Here is a 15,997-nt window from a genome sequence, read left to right as displayed (position 1 = left end):
AAGGATGAGGTGAGAGAGAAGCGCACCGGCGAAGCTGGACGCCGAGAATACGAGGATCGTGTACCAGAAATAGCCACCGACCACGAAATAGCTGCCCAGGCCGATACAGGCACCGAGGATTCCCGCCCAAGGCCAGGCGAAGGCGGCGAACCAGAACGCGGCTCTCAGCCTGCTGGCAAACGCCCTTGCGTTATACTTCGCCAGAAGAAGACCTTGCGACTTCATCAGCATTGCCGAAACTGCTCCATCTCCGGCTCGATCAGAGAATGCCAACCCGCGCCGAACTTGCGATGGGAAGCCCTGCACAGACGGTCCTATAGCACCTGATCGGCATCGACGATCAGGTGCCGTCAATTGCTGCTACAGATGACTTTCACGAAGCCGTGTGATGGTAGCCACTTTATAGTGATACTACATAGTGTGGCTACAGATGAGCTTCACGAGGCCATGTTCGATGGTGGTCACTTTATAGTATTTGGTATTTCTGACCCAATGGGCGTCGTTCCTCGTCGAAGTGACGAAAAAACGCCGGCCACACAAGCGAACCGGCACCGTATAATGCGCCGTGGGACGATCATACATGGTAATGCTGCCCCATGAACCCATAATCTCCATCTGCCCTAAATAGCTTTGTTGTGCATAGGCGGATTCGGCCGCGGCGGCGCTCATGGCGAGCACCGCTATTGCAACAGCTATTCTGTTTCGGGTGGGCATCCGTTTCTCCTTTCAGTTTATTGGGTCGAGAACAAACTTAAAAAGGAGCTTCTCCATGTGGCAACTAGCACAAACGCACTATTGGCGCTCTGCCGCCGACAAGAACGGGCGCTTGGAGCACGTTACTGCTCTCCAATAGCACGTCCGTGCTACTGCCATTTTTCAGCTGTCCCGCTACAATTGCGATTGAAGTTGATATGTCACGGAAACGAGCAGGTATCGCACGACATGGGCGAACGCATCATCATCGCCGACGACCACCCCATCTTTCGCGATGGCATGCGTCGCATCCTGCAAAGGGCGATTCCTGAGGCTGCGATCTGCGAGGTCGGAACGGCGGACGAATTGATGCGCGCCGCAGCCGATGGAGAGCCTGCAAGCATGCTCGTGCTCGACCTCGTCTTCCCCGGTTTCAAGGGACCGCACAGTATTCGCGCATTGCGTCGCCGCTATCCCACGACCTCGCTTCTTGTCGTGTCGATGACCGATGACCCGGCGATGGTAGAGGAAGTCATGCGCGCCGGCGCCGACGGGTTTATTGCCAAGGGCGTCTCGTCGAGCGAGATGGCTTCCGGCGTTGCCGCGCTACTTGCAGGCGACGTGGTGGTGAAGACAGAGGCGGCACTGGGAGAAAGCGATCTCGTTCCCTCCGATAGACTTTCGCGTCTGTCGCCACGCCAGCGCGATGTGCTGCGCCTTCTGGCGCTCGGGCGCTCAAACAAGCAAATCGCCCGCGACCTCGGTATCTCGCACTATACGGTGCGAGTTCATGTCTCGGCGCTACTGCGCGCTCTCGACGTAACGAGCCGCACGGCGGCGGCTGGCATGGCCTCCGAATTCGGAATTGTCTGATCCCGGTCTGTCCGGGCAGCTACACCAGAGAGCAGGACGGACCTTAGTTGCGCAGGGCGGACGGGCTTGGCAAGGATTGCGATTTCCTCTGCCCTGCATTCCTCGACAATGTGATCTGTACGGCCACCCGTGACAAGGGCGGCCGGTACCCAGCTCAGCGAACGTGCCCTGATGTTGCGGATAAGTGCGAATCCGTCTTCGCCGTCAGCCAATTCCTGGTCGAACAGCAAAAAATCGAACTCATCCAGATAGGTTGCCAGCGTCACGCGATCCGTCGCTCGCACTGCACAACCCCATCGCGTCAGCAACTGAACGGTGCTGTCGCGTACGACCCTGTCATCATCGACGACAAGAACTCGTAAACCCGACAGCAAGTGCACATGACCCGCAGGAGCTTGCCGGCGTGGAACTGACGCGGGCAGAGTCTCGGCAAGCCCGTCGATGGAAAAGGTCGATCCCTCGCCCAGCTTCGAGACAAGTGTAACCCGCAGCCCGAGGATGTCGGCGAGCCGGCGGACGATGGACAGTCCAAGTCCAAGACCATCCGCCTCTGCGGTATCCGGTGCTTCGATCTGGACGAACTCCTTGAATATCCTTTGCTGATCTTCGCTACCTATCCCCGGACCGGTGTCGGCGACGACGATGGAAAGCGCACCGTTGCGTCGCCGCACACCTACCAGGAGCTGCGCTCCCGGCGCATACTTGACCGCGTTGGAGACGAGGTTTTGCACCATGGTGTGAAGCAGCGCCGGGTCGCTGCGCACCCACAGCCGTGAAGGCCGGAATCTAATAGTGACATTGCGTGCCCGTGCCGCCTCGCCTGCCTGCCGCATTACCTCTCCCATCACCTCGCCCAGCGACACCGGGCCGACATCCAGCTTGACACGCCCGACGTCGAGCGCCGCAAGGTCGAGCAACGAACGGCACAGACGGGTAAGCGATTCCAGCGAGCGGTCGATGTTGTGCAGAACCTCCCGCCCATCACGCCCCATACGCGTGCCGTGCAGATACTCCACGAACAGACCAATCGCGTGGATCGGCTGACGCAGATCATGGCTAGCCTGGGCGAGGAAGCGCGACTTTTCCTCCTGCGCCTCGGCCAATTCCGAACTCGTGCGCAAAAGCACTTCGTTGCGGGCCGCCAACTCGTCGGTCAGCATGACGTTCTGGACGAGAAAGTTGTTCATGCGGACGGCAAGAACGGTCAGTATCAGGCCGAACAGCATCATCATGATCGCCGTCGCCAGCGGTCCGGGGGAGACGCCATTGACGAGCCAGGCAAATGCCAACAGCGGAACGGAAGTCCAGATCGAAAGTAGGCAACTGCGCATGAGCATGTGCTGCGAACTGACGGCTCCCAGCGCCGTTCCGCCGAGCACGAGCGTATAGAAGGTCAACATCTCGGCCGAGGACGACGTGGCGCAAAGGACCGCGCCCGTGCCCCACATGAGGCCTATTACGGCGGTCAGTCCCGAATGAGCGAAACCGTATTTCTCGGGTGACGGGCGTTCCCCGCGTCGGAAATACGCAATCGCGACGGCCGACATCATCACTGACAAGAGCGCCATCAGTACAATCCAGACGGGAATCCAAGCATCGGGGTCGGCTTGGATCAGCACGACTCCGGCAAGCACCGTGACGCAAAGATGGATGATCCAGCTCACGGAGCCTATGGAGAACAGATAGTCGAGACGCCAGTTTTTGCCGCGCTCAACGGCAAGACCGGCCGCCGGCCTCAACGTGCCTGTCCATCGCCCGAAATATCTGTCTTTCGCCGGCTGCCCCCGCATGCCAGGTCCCCTATCCCAACGTGCCGCTCAGTCTTCTATCATAAAAGTCCGCGTCCGGGCCGGCCAATGGGGCGCGGAGTTGCTCACGATGTTGCCGATAGGTTTCCTGTGAGAGGCCGGCATCGAATGTCGCCGTCAGAGCATTTCACCACGGCTCATGGCCAGGCCTCCAACGGAGCGTCGTCCAGACATCTGGCGAACCGGAATACGCCACGGGGCATCGGATCTCTTTCGGCGCCGGGATCTTCGCTCACAGCTACCGCATCATACCAGAGTGTCGCGCCGAGTTCCGGCATGACGATGAAGGCTGGGGCGGGATCTCCGCTGGCGGGAGGCTCCGAGATGAAGTCGAATTTCTCATCCAGCAGTTAAAATCGCAGATTGGCCAGCGTTTGCGAATAAATCTGTGCATCGACGTCATCCGCCTCCAGAAGGTGGCGGGGACCATCTTGCCTGGCACTTTCCTAGTATGGATCTCTGACTGGTAGCATCGTCATGCCACAATAGCCGTTCGACATGGCCGGAACGAACCAGTACGACCGCTGGGACGTTCCCAGACGGACATAAAGGTCTGATACCATGCTGGCGCAAGAACGCGCCGGGATCCGGGATAAAGGAAAGCGATGTGTCCCCATCCTCGGTCCCCATAGCATAGGCGGCCCCGTTCGACCGGACAGATGAGATCGGCCAGCGCGGGGCGGCCGTCAAAGGCGGTAAAACTCGCTACAGCTGGATCACCGCGGCAAGAATGCATTCTCGCAACGTCCTTTCTCCACCGCTCGACCGATAAACATACGGCTCGACAAATCAGACACGTCATAGGGCAGTCAATTAGTGCAACTGTCCGAATGTCAGCGCGCGCCGCTTTGCGGCAATGTAACCGTGAAAGCAGCAGAAAGCTGGTAGCTGAGAATGGGTGGATTTCTAAAACGGACTGTAATTCTAGTTGTGACGTTCGCCACATTCGCGGGCGGCTTGGTTGGAACGCCGGCCTCAGCGGGTTCATGGGGCGTGGAAGCGCCCCAAGGCAGCGATTGGGCAGAGGCATCCGCGCAGGGACAGAACCACAACACCTGGCTTCTGGCGAAATGCAGTTCCGACAGGGCTGGCATCGGCCTCACGCTCAGGGATTTCTGGGGAACGGCTCTTGGCCGTGTGAATGGAGAGCGCTACCCGGTTCTCATCACTTTCGCCGGCGCAGGTGGCTTGCACGCGGACTATTATGTCGGGTTGCGCTACGATGCCGGCGAGAAGGAATGGAGTACGGATGGATACGATATCCCTCGCACCTTTCTCGATGCGTTCGCGAAAGGTGCCACCATGCGCTTTGATGCCGCCGCGACCGCCGAGGAGATTGCTACCTATCAACTGAAAGGTTCGGCGGCGGCAGCCAGGAAAATGCGTGAAGCGTGTTGGGAGCGGTCCGGTGGCTGAAGGCAGACAGCTTTTGCGGACGCGCCCTCGTGCTGTTGGCGACGGCTCCGGGCATAGTCCTCTTTTGTTTCCGCCCGAAAACCGGCCTTCAGCGCGATCCTGCTCAATCTGTTCCTGCGGCGTCTTCGGAGCGGGGGCGGAAGGATGACACAACAAACCCGACTTAGGTCGCGCGCCCGGATATCGGGCATCGCAGCGGCCGCGGGCCACGCGGTCGTTTTCTGGCTTTTCGTCGAATCCCTCAATCTCCTCGTGGGGGACGCCGGGGCATTCGGCCGTCCGTTCACGGTTCTGCTGTGCGGCTTTGCGACATGGCTGATTTGCGTGGGCAGGCAGCGTGGCCATGGTGTGTGGCGGTTTGTCCTTGCCGGATACCTGGCCGTTGCGCTGGATGTGGCGATCACCCTCGCCATCACCACCACCGCGCTGATGGCCCGGATCGACCTGTCGGCAATCATGCTCGCGATTGCTGCCATCGTGCCCTGGGCGCTGCCGATCTGGGGCACGTTGATGGCAGCCGTTTCGACAGCCTACGGCCTCGTCCTGCGCCATCTGCAAAGGTCGGCCCCCGTGCACGAACTGAATTCATCTCCCGGAGAAACGTACGAATGAACAAACTGAGCATTTCGGTAGCCCTGCTGGCGTTTCTCGCGTTCGTCGGAACCGCGCAGGCTGCATGGCGATGGGAAGGCAAGCTGGTCGACGGGCGCGCCCAGGTGACGGCGAGCGTCAGCGAGAACGGTAAGCATTTGCGCATCGCCTGCCAGGCAGGCAATGACAGGATGACGTTTCAGATACAATTTTCGGGATCCGGGTTCTCGGATCTCGACAGGACGGACGGCACGCAGGAATCTCTGGTGCTTCGGTTCGACGACGCGGAACGCGCCTACGACGAACGCGATGGCTGGGCCGATGTCTGGTATGCCGGCGACAGGCGAACATGGCGCGGCGCACTTTATCTCAAGTCCAAAGGGCTGGACGCCTTCGGCGGTGCTGCCGAACTGCGCGTATCGAACACGCATGGCAAGATCGTCGCAGTCTTCCCGTTGTCGGGCTCGCGCAAGGCGGAAAAGGCGATCCGCGCCATCTGCCATCAGGGCGTCGCGCCTGACCGCTATCTCGCCAGCGTCAATTCTTCGGCACGGCGACAGGCGGCGGAGGCCGGGACACAGACCCCCGCCGCCGAGCGACCCAAGAAAGCGTCGCGCGCGCCTTCTGGCGTTCCCGATCTGGCAAAGAAACCTTTGACGATCGCGGAAGCCCGCAAGGCAGTCGGCTATCCCGGCAAATACGGCGCAGGCGCGCAAAACCTCAAGGTGGCAATCGTCGACGCCGGCTTCGCCGGCCTGCGGGACTGGCTGGCAGACGGCGGCGGTGGAAAGCCCTACGAGCGCGACGCGACGTTCATCCGCACCGAACTGAAATCGAAAAGCAAACACGGCTTCAACGTCTATCGCGTCATGAGGCAGGTGTTGCCGGACGCGAAGATATATGTCTACGAGATCGCTCTCGACAGCGCGTTCAGGCGATCAGTCGCTTATGTGGAGGACATGAGCCGCCTCGGCGTCACCTTCGTCAACATGAGCTTCAGCGGCGGTCGCAATCCTTATGCCCGGCCACGGGAAGACTATGTCCGTTTCGGCGAGGCACTTGTCGATAACGACGTTTATGCGATGGTCACGCCCGGTAACATGGGGCACGAGTATCACACCTTTGAGGCATCTCCGGCGCCTGACGGCAGATCGATCGAAATCACTCCGGTCAAAGGGCGAAATGTCGGCGTCTTCGGCTTCGATGCCAAGGCCGGTAATGTGAGACTGTATTGGCCGGCCAAACCCGGCGACCCGGAACTTGCCTTGAAATTTTACCAGCGTATTGACGGCAAGCTGACCGTTCTTGGCGAGGCCAGAACCAAAGGCGGACTTCTTGAGTATGTGAGGAGCGATGGAACCGTGATGGGCACGGCCAAGGTGCCAGAGGGAACGATCGCGGTTACACCCGGACAACTGCTTGCAGGACGCGAGGGGCGCATATTTACCTTCATTCAGGTCTATGGCGACCCTGCGATCTTCAGGGGCCGTCGGATGACAATATGGGCTGATCGCGGTCTCCATGTTGGCGGCAGGCCGAATGGGTCGGGTTCGATAAGCCAGTCCGCGCGGATCGATAGCCCGAATCTCATTACAGTCGGTTCCTTTGGACTTAATGAGTATGGGGAAATTGCGCCCTCATACTTTTCGTCGCATGGCTGGGGCCTATCCCAGCCGGAAGCCCTTCCTCATGTAATCGGGCCGGGCAGCCTGAAAATGCCAGAGGGCGATGTTATTCACGGAACGTCCTACGCCAGCCCTTTCGTGACAGCGGTCCTGTCCGGGCTGTCGTGGCGCGTGATGAACCCAAAGAACGTGGCCGAGAAAGTGTCGTCGCACAGCTTCCTCTTCGATGGCGACGCCGGATCGGTATCAAGCCGCTGGGGCGTACCCGATGCCGGATTGATGCTGCAACCGGGACGGCTTATGGAGATGCTCGGCACGGACCGCATCGGCGATATTGCCCATCGCGTCGAAGGCGAAGAGGTGGTGGTTACCGGTCGAATCACGCGTTGCTGCATGGAAGGTGTTCGCGCCGAATTGTTGGCCATCGTCGCGGAGGTTACGGGAAAGAAGAAGGACGGTTCCAGTGAGCTAAAACTGAACCGCGACGCCGTCGGCGTAACCGCCTTGACGACCGGTCAGAAGGCCTACGACAGGTTTCCTTTCGAGATCAGAATCCCACGCGGAAAGATCGCCGACAACGGCAACGAGCTCGAACTCGTGTTCGGCGTGCGTCGGCTCAACGGCGATCGCGGAACCCTGGTGCCAGTCTCGACCGAGGTACCCTACAAACTATCACCTCGGTAGGCTGCGGGTGCCGGCGACCGGTACCTTTGTCAATCGGTGCGTGCCAGCTTCATCGCGCTCCGGCCAGCACGGCCGTTTCGTGCGACGGCGCTGTCGATGATCAGGTTGCCGTTATGCAGGGACCACCGCATAGTCCCCGTGTGGCGGCTCCCACCGGTTTCACCGAAAAAGAAAACCATATCCGGACCAGACGCCTTCCCGGTCAACGGCTCGCGCGCGCGCGATCCGGAGGCGATCCACTCACCGCGGTATATCGAGCCGGTGCTTTTGACGAGATTGCCCCTGAATGACGCGGTGTTGCCTCCGCCTCCGCATCGTCCGGAAAACTCAAGCTCACCGGCCGCCTCCACGTAATTCATCACGACGCGGCAGCGGATCGCCTGCCGCGGCTCGTCATCCGCACGCATTGCCCAGCCGTCTCCTTTCCAGACCCCGGAAAATCGGGAAAGCGTGGCGTCCGCCTTGGCGGGTGGTGAAATCAGTGTTGCGGACAGGCTCAGCGCGGCCAGAATGAGCAGGGAATGCGTCATTGTCGGTTCTCTCGGAGATGGATGAATGCCGGCAGGAGGACGAGGTCGGAGACCAGTGCCACCACCAGCGCCGCGACCTGGATGCCGGCGAAGGCCCTTACGGTTTCAAAGCTGCTGAACAGGGGAACGGACAAGCCGGCGCAAATCAGAACGGTCGTGATCGTCATCGGCCAGCCGGCCCTGTTTGCGGCCTGTCCCAGAGCAGCTTCGACCGGTACATTGCGATCGCGCGCCTGAAGGTAGCGGCTGACGAAATGAATGGAATCGTCAATTGCGATGCCAAAAGCGACGGTCAGGGCCAGAACGGCGCTCGGTCCGATCCTCCATCCGTTGAAACCTGCATAGATCCCGGCTGCGAGAAGCAGCGGCAGCATGTTCGGCATGACGAGAACTGCCGCGATCCAGAGCCTGCCGAACGCCAGCGCCACGAGCAGAGAGGCGACGATGCAAGCAATCGTCAGCGACATCGCCATCTGATGCACGAGGACCGAGGCTTCATGGCGCAAGACAGTTGGGAGGCCGGTAATGAGGCTGGCCCCGAGGTCGTTGGCCGTCCGCTCCAACCGGTCATAGGCTTGAAGCGTATCCCGGCTGTGCATCGGTTCCGGCATCAGAACGACCATGCGTTCGACGCCGCCCTGCGGTTCCAGCAGCGAAAGAAAGGGCAGCGTGCCGTCCGCCTCGCCACCGGACCACGCCATGACCAGCGAATGCGTGATGACCGGATAGCCCGACGCGGCCTCCGACAGCGCTGCCCGTCGTCGGTCCGCGCTGATGTTGGCGGATGTTCTGTCGTCGCGCGGGAACTCCACCCAGAACCGATAGAATCCTCCGAACCTGTCGGCGACCTGCCGCTCGGCGGCGTGCGCGCTGCCGCCGAGCGGCAGGTTCTGCTGCAAGGTGAACCATGGCTCGGCGTGCCAGCACAAGACCAGTCCGGTGACTGTCATAAGGAACCCTGCGACTGCGGTTTTTCGCGAGGACGACACGGCACGGATCGCAAGGCGGCGGATCGCGGCGGAAGCGCTGACGCCGGATGGCCGGCCTCGTGGACGGAGCATCCGCACCAGAACCGGAAATGCGACGATCATCGCTGCATAGCCGGCGCAGACCCCGACGCCGCCGACGAGCGACAATTCCCTGATCTGCATATCGCCCGCAATGAAGATCGCGGCAAAGGCGATCGCGGTCGTTGCCGAGGTCAGCGCACATGCGGGACCGACGCTCCCGATGACGCTTGCGAGCGCGGTGTCCTCGTCGCGAACTTGCCGATCCCGCGCATAGGCGATCGTCAGATGAACGCAATCCGCCAGCGCGAGGATGAAGATGAGGATGGGAACGACATTGTTGACGACGGTGACGGGAATATCGAGCACCACGAAGACGGCAAGGCTGAACAGGCCGGCAATAACCGCCGGCGCGATGCAAACCAGTATCAGTCGGACATCGCGAAACAGCCAGCCGGCAAAGACCAGAGCGACGATGCCGCCCGCTACCGTGTAGAGGACGAGATCGTCCTTGAGGGCACGCACGATCTCCGGCCCGATGAGGTCCTCACCCGTGATAGACAGGCGGAGATCGGTGTCCTCCGCGGCCTCCAGAACTTCTGAAATCGCGCTGGCGAGGGCGAGGGGAGTATCCGGGGCTGCATTGTCTTCAACGGCGATGTGGACGGCGGCGGCCTTCCGGTCGCCCGTCAGCAGGATCGACGAGAACGGCTTCGACTTCTCGAAGGCCGACAACCGTTCCGGGAAGGCTTCCGCGCGCATGTCCAGCGGCAACAAGGGCTGCCCCGCGTAGGCGGCTGCATCCGCCGGGAATCGCGCAGTCCCGATGGAAACGACCGCGCCGACGCCGTCAAGCAGGGAAATATCGAGAGATATGTCCCGGATATGCTCGAACGCGTCGAGGGACATCGGTTCATCGGCTTCGACGAGCATGACGATGTGTCTCGGCTTCGGGCCTGCCCGCTCGAGAAAGTCCGCATAGGCTGCCAGGTGCGGATTTCCCGACGAAAAGCTGCGGTAAATGTCCGGATCGAAACGCAACTGTGTGGCGCACGCCACAGCGGCCAGCATCATTCCCATCAGGAGCAGACCGGCGATGCGCGGTGACCCTGCCGCCCAGAGGCCTGGTGCGGCCAGCCACCCTGGCTCAGACGAGCGCACGCCCGAGCCTTACGTACACAAGAGGCCTTTCAATCCTGCGCGCGGTGCGCAGGTTGTCGAGCGCCTCGTGCATGGCGCGACGCCGCATGGCCTGAAACACAGGAAGTCCGATCCGGCCGAGTGGCCGCGCGATCACGGCGACAGTGCCGGCAAAGCGCCCCTGGTTCGCGAGGCCTGATACGAAATCTTCCCAGGCAGCCAGAAAGACCAGTGCTGCGCTGGCGTCGAGAATCGTTTTCTGGAACTGCGCCATGTCCGGCGGGGCGCCATGCCGTCTCGAGTAGACTTCGTGCATTTCGCAGATCGCTTCGGCCAGGTCGAACCGGATATGCGCGCGCACGGCAAGGGCGAGAGCCGAAATCCGGCTCAACCAGCCGGGTGACGCAACCGACATGCGACGCAGATAGCCTGCCCACGGCCGGATCGAGGTCGGCTTGCGTTCCCTGGGCAGCCTCAGCACATAGTCGTCGAACTTGTCGAAGAGACCGATGATGAGAAGATCGAGCGCCTCGTTTTGTCTGCATGTACGGGAGTAGGCGCGCCATCGGCTGACGGTGTGGAAATACAACAGGGCGAAATGACCGTGGGCGATCGAGGAGCGCGCAAGATCGTTCAGCAGTGCCTCTATGGCCTCGAGACGCGCGTTCGCCCGGCTGATGTCATCGCCTGTCATTTGTGTGCATGCCACCGGTCCACCGGCCGACTGAAGCATAGAAGTCCGATAGCAACGGAGACATGAGCCAGGCTGCGCCCTGTCTTTTCCATAGGCACCCCACAATTCGCCACAACGCGATTGGGCAGAGTCTATCGTCTCAACTCCGGACCGGGCAACCCGGTCACATGTGCTAGCAGCAGGATCAGGAAAGGCGACATGCACCATTACGACAACTGCCCTAATCGACACGGGAAGTCCGAAGGCGCAACCTTATCGTGATGAAGGGACGCAGTTTCGGAGGCGAGGATGAACGAGAAAGCGATGGTGAGCGTACGTGAAGAGAATTCGGCATTCGGCAATATTGGCCGAAGAGTGTTGATGGCATTTGTGTTTATCGCCGGAGCGATGAGCGTCCAGGCGCATGCGCAGTCGGTCGACGGCCGCCTCGAGCGAGGGACGCGCACCTATTACTGCGATGTGTGGAACGGCGCGTCGATCCGCGCGCATGTCCTGTTCGTAGAGTATTTCTACCAGCAGAGCGGCCAGTGGTACAATGTTTCGCGCCGGTGTGACCCTGGATCGGCGAACGTGAACTGCGAGATCGATCCTGGAAGCAGCCGCGGGTTCGATTCGCGAATCCCGCTGAACCAATTCCGCGTCAGCGCCTGTCGCGCGCATTTCGGACCGGGTCGCTGGTAGCCTTGCGATAACCTGCATGAAGCACCGATCTGCTTCGGTCCGATACCGCTTGGCTAGAGGTGGTCACCTGCTCGCTGGGATCGCTCTACTAGGCGGTTGCGCCACTAGCCACGAATCGGATCGTCCCGCACCGATATTGTCTTCCGTCGTTCCCGTCGTAGCCAGACCAATCGCCAAGCTCGCTGGGAACCTGCGCCTTCGAAACGGGCATCTTGCCGGCCGCGACGATATCAGGGCGGTTCTTCAACGGGAATTGCGCCCTTTCGACGTCGTACTTCTTTCAGCACCGTACAAGGGGACGTCTCTATTTATTCCCGGCCATTTCAGTCATGCAGGGATCTGGTTTGGAGACATGGACGACTGGCGGGGAGTGGAGATCGCCCCGCGTCTCCGCTCGGCGCTCGTCGACCGGAAGGGTTTCTTTCACGCCGATCGCGACGGGGTTCGATTCAGCGACATTGATGAGATTCTCGATGCTGACCATGTGACCGTTGTAAGATTGTCCACGAATGTTCGGTTGGTGGATGTCGCCGATAAGATAAACGCGATGAGCGTTCGCAGTTACGACTTCAATTTTGATGGCACCGACAACTCCGAACTCCTATGCACTGAGTTGGTGCTGGAGTTCCTTGGAATGGACCCTGTCGCCACAACCGGCATTCTCGGTCGGTCGTTCGTAACCCCGGATCAACTCTTCCAGACACTGCTTATGAACGGGGCGTATCGCATTACAATAGCTGATGACATTCAGAGCAGACCCTCCGCTCGAATCCCTAAGAATCAGCGTCAGCTGGACATCAGAACCGCAAGGAATTCATAGGGCTATAGCGTAAATGTAGTGATCATTACTATCGGTCGCGGCCCGCCATTTCCCTTTTGTACTGCCCGGAGACATAGGTAACAGTTTGTACCTATGGTATGGCGCATGTTTCTGAAGCCGGCAAAGTTCGATTTTTCGCGGCAAAGTATCCGTGACAAACGAAAATTCTCCTCATAGCCTGGCGGCATGTCAAACGGGCACTGGACAGACCAAGAGAACGACTTGATCGTCGCGGATTACTTCGCGATGCTCTCTGACGATATCTCAGGACAACGCTACAGCAAGGCCGAGCATCGGCGGCAGTTGCTGCCGCTTCTGAACAACCGGTCTGAGGGGGCGGTTGAGTTCAAGCATCAGAACATAAGCGCGGTTCTGGTAGCGCTTGGTGAGGACTGGATTCAGGGCTACAAACCAGCGTTCAATTATCAGACTTCGCTCGAGGAAGCGGTGGCGCGGTGGCTGGCGCTCACACCTTCCTGGCTTGAGCGTCAACCCATGCGTGGCCTGCCAGACGGCATGCGCGACGCGGCACAGATCTGGGTGGAGCCACCGCCGACACTGACGAACCAGCTGCCTCCGCAGGAACTGGAACAGACGCTTCGCACCGCTCAAAAATACGACATTGCCGGCAGGGATGAACGCAACCGTACTCTGGGACGCGCTGGCGAGGAATGTGTTCTCGCACACGAGCGGACGACGTTGAAACTCGCCGGGCGGGAAGATCTGGCCCGGAAGATTCGCTGGGTCTCCGAGGAAGATGGTGACGGCGCTGGTTATGACATAGCAAGCTTTACCCCGGACGGCCGTCCACGCCTTATCGAAGTGAAAACGACAAACGGGTGGGTCCGCACACCGTTCCACATCAGTCGCAACGAACTGGCCGTGGCGGAGGAGCGGCGCTCCGAATGGAGCCTGTTCCGGCTCTGGGGCTTCTCACGCGAGCCGAAAGCGTTTGAGCTGTTCCCACCGCTGGATGCGCACGTATCACTTACCGCAACGTCCTTTCAGGCAAGCTTTCAATGAACCCGGCCTATCGGTCTGCGCCCTCCCTCACTCTGCTGCCATTGCCTCAGCCCCGCCCGCGATAGGGCGGGACGCCCTGATCGGCGATCCACACACCCTTGGGCGGTTCTCCGGTCTGGTAGAACACGTCGATGGGCATGCCGCCGCGCGGATACCAGTAGCCGCCGATGCGCAGCCAGTGGGGGTCCAGAAGGTCGCACAGGCGGCGGCCTATGGAGACGGTGCAGTCTTCGTGAAACGCGCCGTGATTGCGGAACGCGCCGAGATAGAGCTTTAGCGACTTGCTCTCCACCAGCCAGCCGGCCGGCACGTAGTCGATCACCAGATGGGCGAAGTCGGGCTGGCCCGTGAGCGGGCAGAGCGACGTGAATTCCGGTGCTGTGAAGCGCACGGCGTAGCGCACATCCTCCTGCGGGTTGGGCACGCGTTCGAGAACGGCTTCTTCGGGGGATGCGGGCAGTTCCGTCCTGCCACCCAGAAGGGTCAGGTCGTCGTAGATGGTCTTGTCGGTCATTGCGGACATTTCCTTTCAGACGCCGCGCCGGTTGCCCCACAGGAGCACGTGAAGCTGCGGCAGGATGTGGGGGGAGAACCAGCGGTCGGCCACCGTGCGGTCCACCAGCCAGCGCATGCGTTCCAGAATGCCTTCCATGTCGATGGCGGCATCCTCGGCTTCTGCCTCGGGCGTTGGTGGCGGCGGGGTGTGGTTGCCCGGCTGCAGGTAGAGGGGCAGGGCGGGGTAGCGGCCTGCCACATCTTTCGCCCAGCGATAGTCGGCCTCGTCGAAGATCACGATCTTCATCACCGTGGATGCAGATCCGGCGGCAGCGATGCAGGCGTCGAAACGCTCCCAGTCCACCGTTTCGCCGGAGGAGGGCGGCTTGGGGCTCAGAACCAGCATGTCGAGCTTTGCGAACCAGTCGCGGGCGATCGACCCCTGTGTTTCGAGCGCGAAGCGGTAGCCCTCGGCGCGACCGGTATCGATCAGCCGTTCGAAGGGCTGGATCGCCGGGTTGCCGCCGGACAGCGAGACCATGACGGGCGCGCCACCGGAGAGTTCTCTCACGCGCTTCATCACGTCCTGGCTCTGCATCGGCAGCCAGTCGTGGCGATAGGTATTGTCGACGGCATGCAGGCTGTCGCACCAGCGGCAGCGATAGTCGCAGCCGCCGGCGCGCACAAACACGGTCGGCATGCCGATCAACGCGCCTTCGCCCTGGATCGTGGGGCCGAAAATCTCGGCAATGCGCAGCGTGCTCATGGCCGGTATTCCGCCCAGGTCTTCGGCGTCTCGCTCACGCGCACCGCCGTCACCTCGCTCCAGCGCGTTCGGCACCAGTCGAAAAGCGCCTTGGCCAGAAACTCGGCGGTGACGCCGTCATGGCCGAACACCTCGTTCAGGTGCCGGTGGTCGAGCGTGTCGTCAATATGGTCTTTCAGGGGCTTGAGCTCGCGGTAGTCGCGGACGAAGCCGTGATTGTCGAGCCGCTCGCCGGCCAGTTCCACCACCACGATGTAATTGTGCCCGTGCAGCCGCGCGCAGGGGTGGTCGTCCGGCAGGTTCGCCAGGCGGTGCGAGGCGGAGAAGTGAAACTCCTTGCTGACCCTATACATGCTCTGCCTCCCCAATGGCCTGTCGTGGGGTGGCCTGTCGTGGGGTGGCCTGTCGCCCGGTGGCGGCAAGCCAGAAGTCCGGATCGTCATAGATGGTGGGGTCGGTAACGCCAGCCTCGTGGAAGGCCTCGCGGCGCTCCACGCAGGTGCCGCAGCGCCCGCAATGGGTTTCGCCGCCCCTGTAGCAGGACCAGGTCTCGGCAAACGGCGTTTCAGCGCGCGCACCCTCGCGCACGATGTCGCCCTTGGTCCCGTTCACGAAGGGCGTGTAGAGGCTGACCGCGCCCATGCCTTCGAGCGCTGCATCCTGCATGGCCTGAAACGCATCAATGAAGCCCGGCCGGCAATCGGGATAGATGAAGTGATCGCCACCATGAACGGCGGCAGCCACGGCATCGGCCCCGCGCGCTGCGGCGATGCCGAAGGCGATGGCGAGCATGATGGCGTTTCGGTTGGGCACCACCGTCACGCGCATGGTCTCCTCGGCATAGTGACCGTCCGGTACGTCGATGGCGTCGGTTAGAGCCGATCCGGAGAGATGCCGGCCGATGGCGGATATGTCGAGAAGGTCGTGGGGGACGCCGAGCCGGGCGGCTGCCTTTGCCGCGAAATCCAGCTCCTTGCGATGTCTCTGGCCGTAATCGAAGGAGATCAGGCCAATAAGGGTTCGTTCCCGCGCCACCTTGTGGGCAAGGGAAACGGAATCGAGTCCGCCTGAGCAGACGACGAGCGTTTTCATGATCGGGTTCCTTGTTTTAATGACCGGGTAGGCTGCGACCGGTGCCGGGATTCTCCGGC

16 protein-coding genes are annotated in these 15,997 nt (G+C 61.1%); 7 read left to right on the top strand and 9 right to left on the bottom strand.

Annotated elements, in window-relative coordinates; genetic code table 11:
- Window positions 1–411: 411 nt before the first annotated feature.
- Entirely contained in the window at window positions 412–714 is a 303-nt protein-coding gene (locus AB2N04_RS19430) for a hypothetical protein (protein WP_367716408.1), read from the bottom strand.
- A gap of 228 nt (window positions 715–942) precedes the next feature.
- Here AB2N04_RS19430 and AB2N04_RS19425 point away from each other — a divergent pair, with 228 nt between their 5' ends.
- Entirely contained in the window at window positions 943–1,566 is a 624-nt protein-coding gene (locus tag AB2N04_RS19425; protein WP_367716407.1) for a response regulator, read from the top strand.
- Here AB2N04_RS19425 and AB2N04_RS19420 read toward each other — a convergent pair.
- The gene (locus AB2N04_RS19420) at window positions 1,482–3,356 is read right to left on the bottom strand and encodes an ATP-binding protein (protein WP_367716406.1); all 1,875 of its coding nucleotides are present in this window, start codon (window positions 3,354–3,356) and stop codon (window positions 1,482–1,484) included. The genes AB2N04_RS19425 and AB2N04_RS19420 overlap by 85 nt on opposite strands.
- Window positions 3,357–4,367: 1,011 nt before the next feature.
- On the opposite strand from AB2N04_RS19420, the gene AB2N04_RS19415 reads away from it, so the two are divergent.
- From AB2N04_RS19415 to AB2N04_RS19405, 3 genes are all read left to right on the top strand, one after another.
- Complete coding sequence (locus AB2N04_RS19415) at window positions 4,368–4,790, top strand: hypothetical protein (RefSeq protein WP_367716405.1); 423 nt, start codon at window positions 4,368–4,370, stop codon at window positions 4,788–4,790.
- Between the two features lie 144 nt (window positions 4,791–4,934).
- Window positions 4,935–5,402, top strand: a complete 468-nt coding sequence (locus AB2N04_RS19410) for a hypothetical protein (protein ID WP_367716404.1) — start codon at window positions 4,935–4,937, stop codon at window positions 5,400–5,402.
- A complete protein-coding gene (locus AB2N04_RS19405; protein WP_367716402.1) occupies window positions 5,399–7,690 on the top strand; it encodes a hypothetical protein in 2,292 nt (763 codons plus the stop codon). Before AB2N04_RS19410 ends, AB2N04_RS19405 begins: the two co-directional genes overlap by 4 nt.
- 29 nt (window positions 7,691–7,719) lie before the next feature.
- Here the strand turns inward: AB2N04_RS19405 and AB2N04_RS19400 are convergent, their stop codons facing one another.
- Genes AB2N04_RS19400 through AB2N04_RS19390 form a run of 3 tightly spaced genes read right to left on the bottom strand, consistent with a single transcriptional unit; the run spans window position 7,720 to window position 11,061 of the window.
- Entirely contained in the window at window positions 7,720–8,220 is a 501-nt protein-coding gene (locus tag AB2N04_RS19400) for a hypothetical protein (protein ID WP_367716401.1), read from the bottom strand.
- Window positions 8,217–10,388, bottom strand: a complete 2,172-nt coding sequence (locus tag AB2N04_RS19395) for an RND family transporter (RefSeq protein ID WP_367716399.1) — start codon at window positions 10,386–10,388, stop codon at window positions 8,217–8,219. The genes AB2N04_RS19400 and AB2N04_RS19395 overlap by 4 nt, the downstream gene beginning before the upstream one ends.
- Window positions 10,375–11,061 carry a hypothetical protein gene (locus AB2N04_RS19390; protein WP_367716397.1) on the bottom strand — a complete coding sequence of 229 codons (687 nt, stop codon included), beginning with the start codon at window positions 11,059–11,061 and terminating at the stop codon, window positions 10,375–10,377. The genes AB2N04_RS19395 and AB2N04_RS19390 overlap by 14 nt, the downstream gene beginning before the upstream one ends.
- A 288-nt stretch (window positions 11,062–11,349) precedes the next feature.
- Here AB2N04_RS19390 and AB2N04_RS19385 point away from each other — a divergent pair, with 288 nt between their 5' ends.
- The 3 genes from AB2N04_RS19385 (at window position 11,350) to AB2N04_RS19375 (ending at window position 13,585) form a co-directional block, all read left to right on the top strand.
- On the top strand, window positions 11,350–11,742 hold the full coding sequence (locus AB2N04_RS19385; protein ID WP_367716396.1) for a hypothetical protein: 393 nt from the start codon (window positions 11,350–11,352) through the stop codon (window positions 11,740–11,742).
- Window positions 11,743–11,878: 136 nt separating this feature from the next.
- On the top strand, window positions 11,879–12,562 hold the full coding sequence (locus AB2N04_RS19380; RefSeq protein ID WP_367716395.1) for a YiiX/YebB-like N1pC/P60 family cysteine hydrolase: 684 nt from the start codon (window positions 11,879–11,881) through the stop codon (window positions 12,560–12,562).
- A 222-nt stretch (window positions 12,563–12,784) separates the two neighbouring features.
- A complete protein-coding gene (locus AB2N04_RS19375) occupies window positions 12,785–13,585 on the top strand; it encodes a DUF3883 domain-containing protein (RefSeq protein ID WP_367716393.1) in 801 nt (266 codons plus the stop codon).
- A gap of 46 nt (window positions 13,586–13,631) precedes the next feature.
- On the opposite strand, the gene queF is transcribed toward AB2N04_RS19375, so the two are convergent.
- From queF to queC, 4 genes are read right to left on the bottom strand one after another with little or no spacing between them, the layout of a single operon-like run.
- Window positions 13,632–14,099, bottom strand: coding sequence for a preQ(1) synthase (gene queF, locus AB2N04_RS19370; RefSeq protein WP_367716391.1), 468 nt, complete (start codon window positions 14,097–14,099; stop codon window positions 13,632–13,634).
- 15 nt (window positions 14,100–14,114) lie between these two features.
- Entirely contained in the window at window positions 14,115–14,846 is a 732-nt protein-coding gene (gene queE, locus AB2N04_RS19365; protein WP_367716389.1) for a 7-carboxy-7-deazaguanine synthase QueE, read from the bottom strand.
- A complete protein-coding gene (queD, locus tag AB2N04_RS19360; RefSeq protein WP_367716387.1) occupies window positions 14,843–15,199 on the bottom strand; it encodes a 6-carboxytetrahydropterin synthase QueD in 357 nt (118 codons plus the stop codon). Before queD ends, queE begins: the two co-directional genes overlap by 4 nt.
- The gene (gene queC / locus AB2N04_RS19355; RefSeq protein WP_367716385.1) at window positions 15,192–15,938 is read right to left on the bottom strand and encodes a 7-cyano-7-deazaguanine synthase QueC; all 747 of its coding nucleotides are present in this window, start codon (window positions 15,936–15,938) and stop codon (window positions 15,192–15,194) included. Before queC ends, queD begins: the two co-directional genes overlap by 8 nt.
- Window positions 15,939–15,997 lie beyond the last annotated feature (59 nt).

The sequence above is a fragment of the Nitratireductor sp. GISD-1A_MAKvit genome, assembly GCF_040819555.1.
Classification (GTDB): domain Bacteria; phylum Pseudomonadota; class Alphaproteobacteria; order Rhizobiales; family Rhizobiaceae; genus Nitratireductor.
Note: the sequence above shows the minus strand (reverse complement) of the source record. Positions and strands in the feature narration are given on the sequence as shown.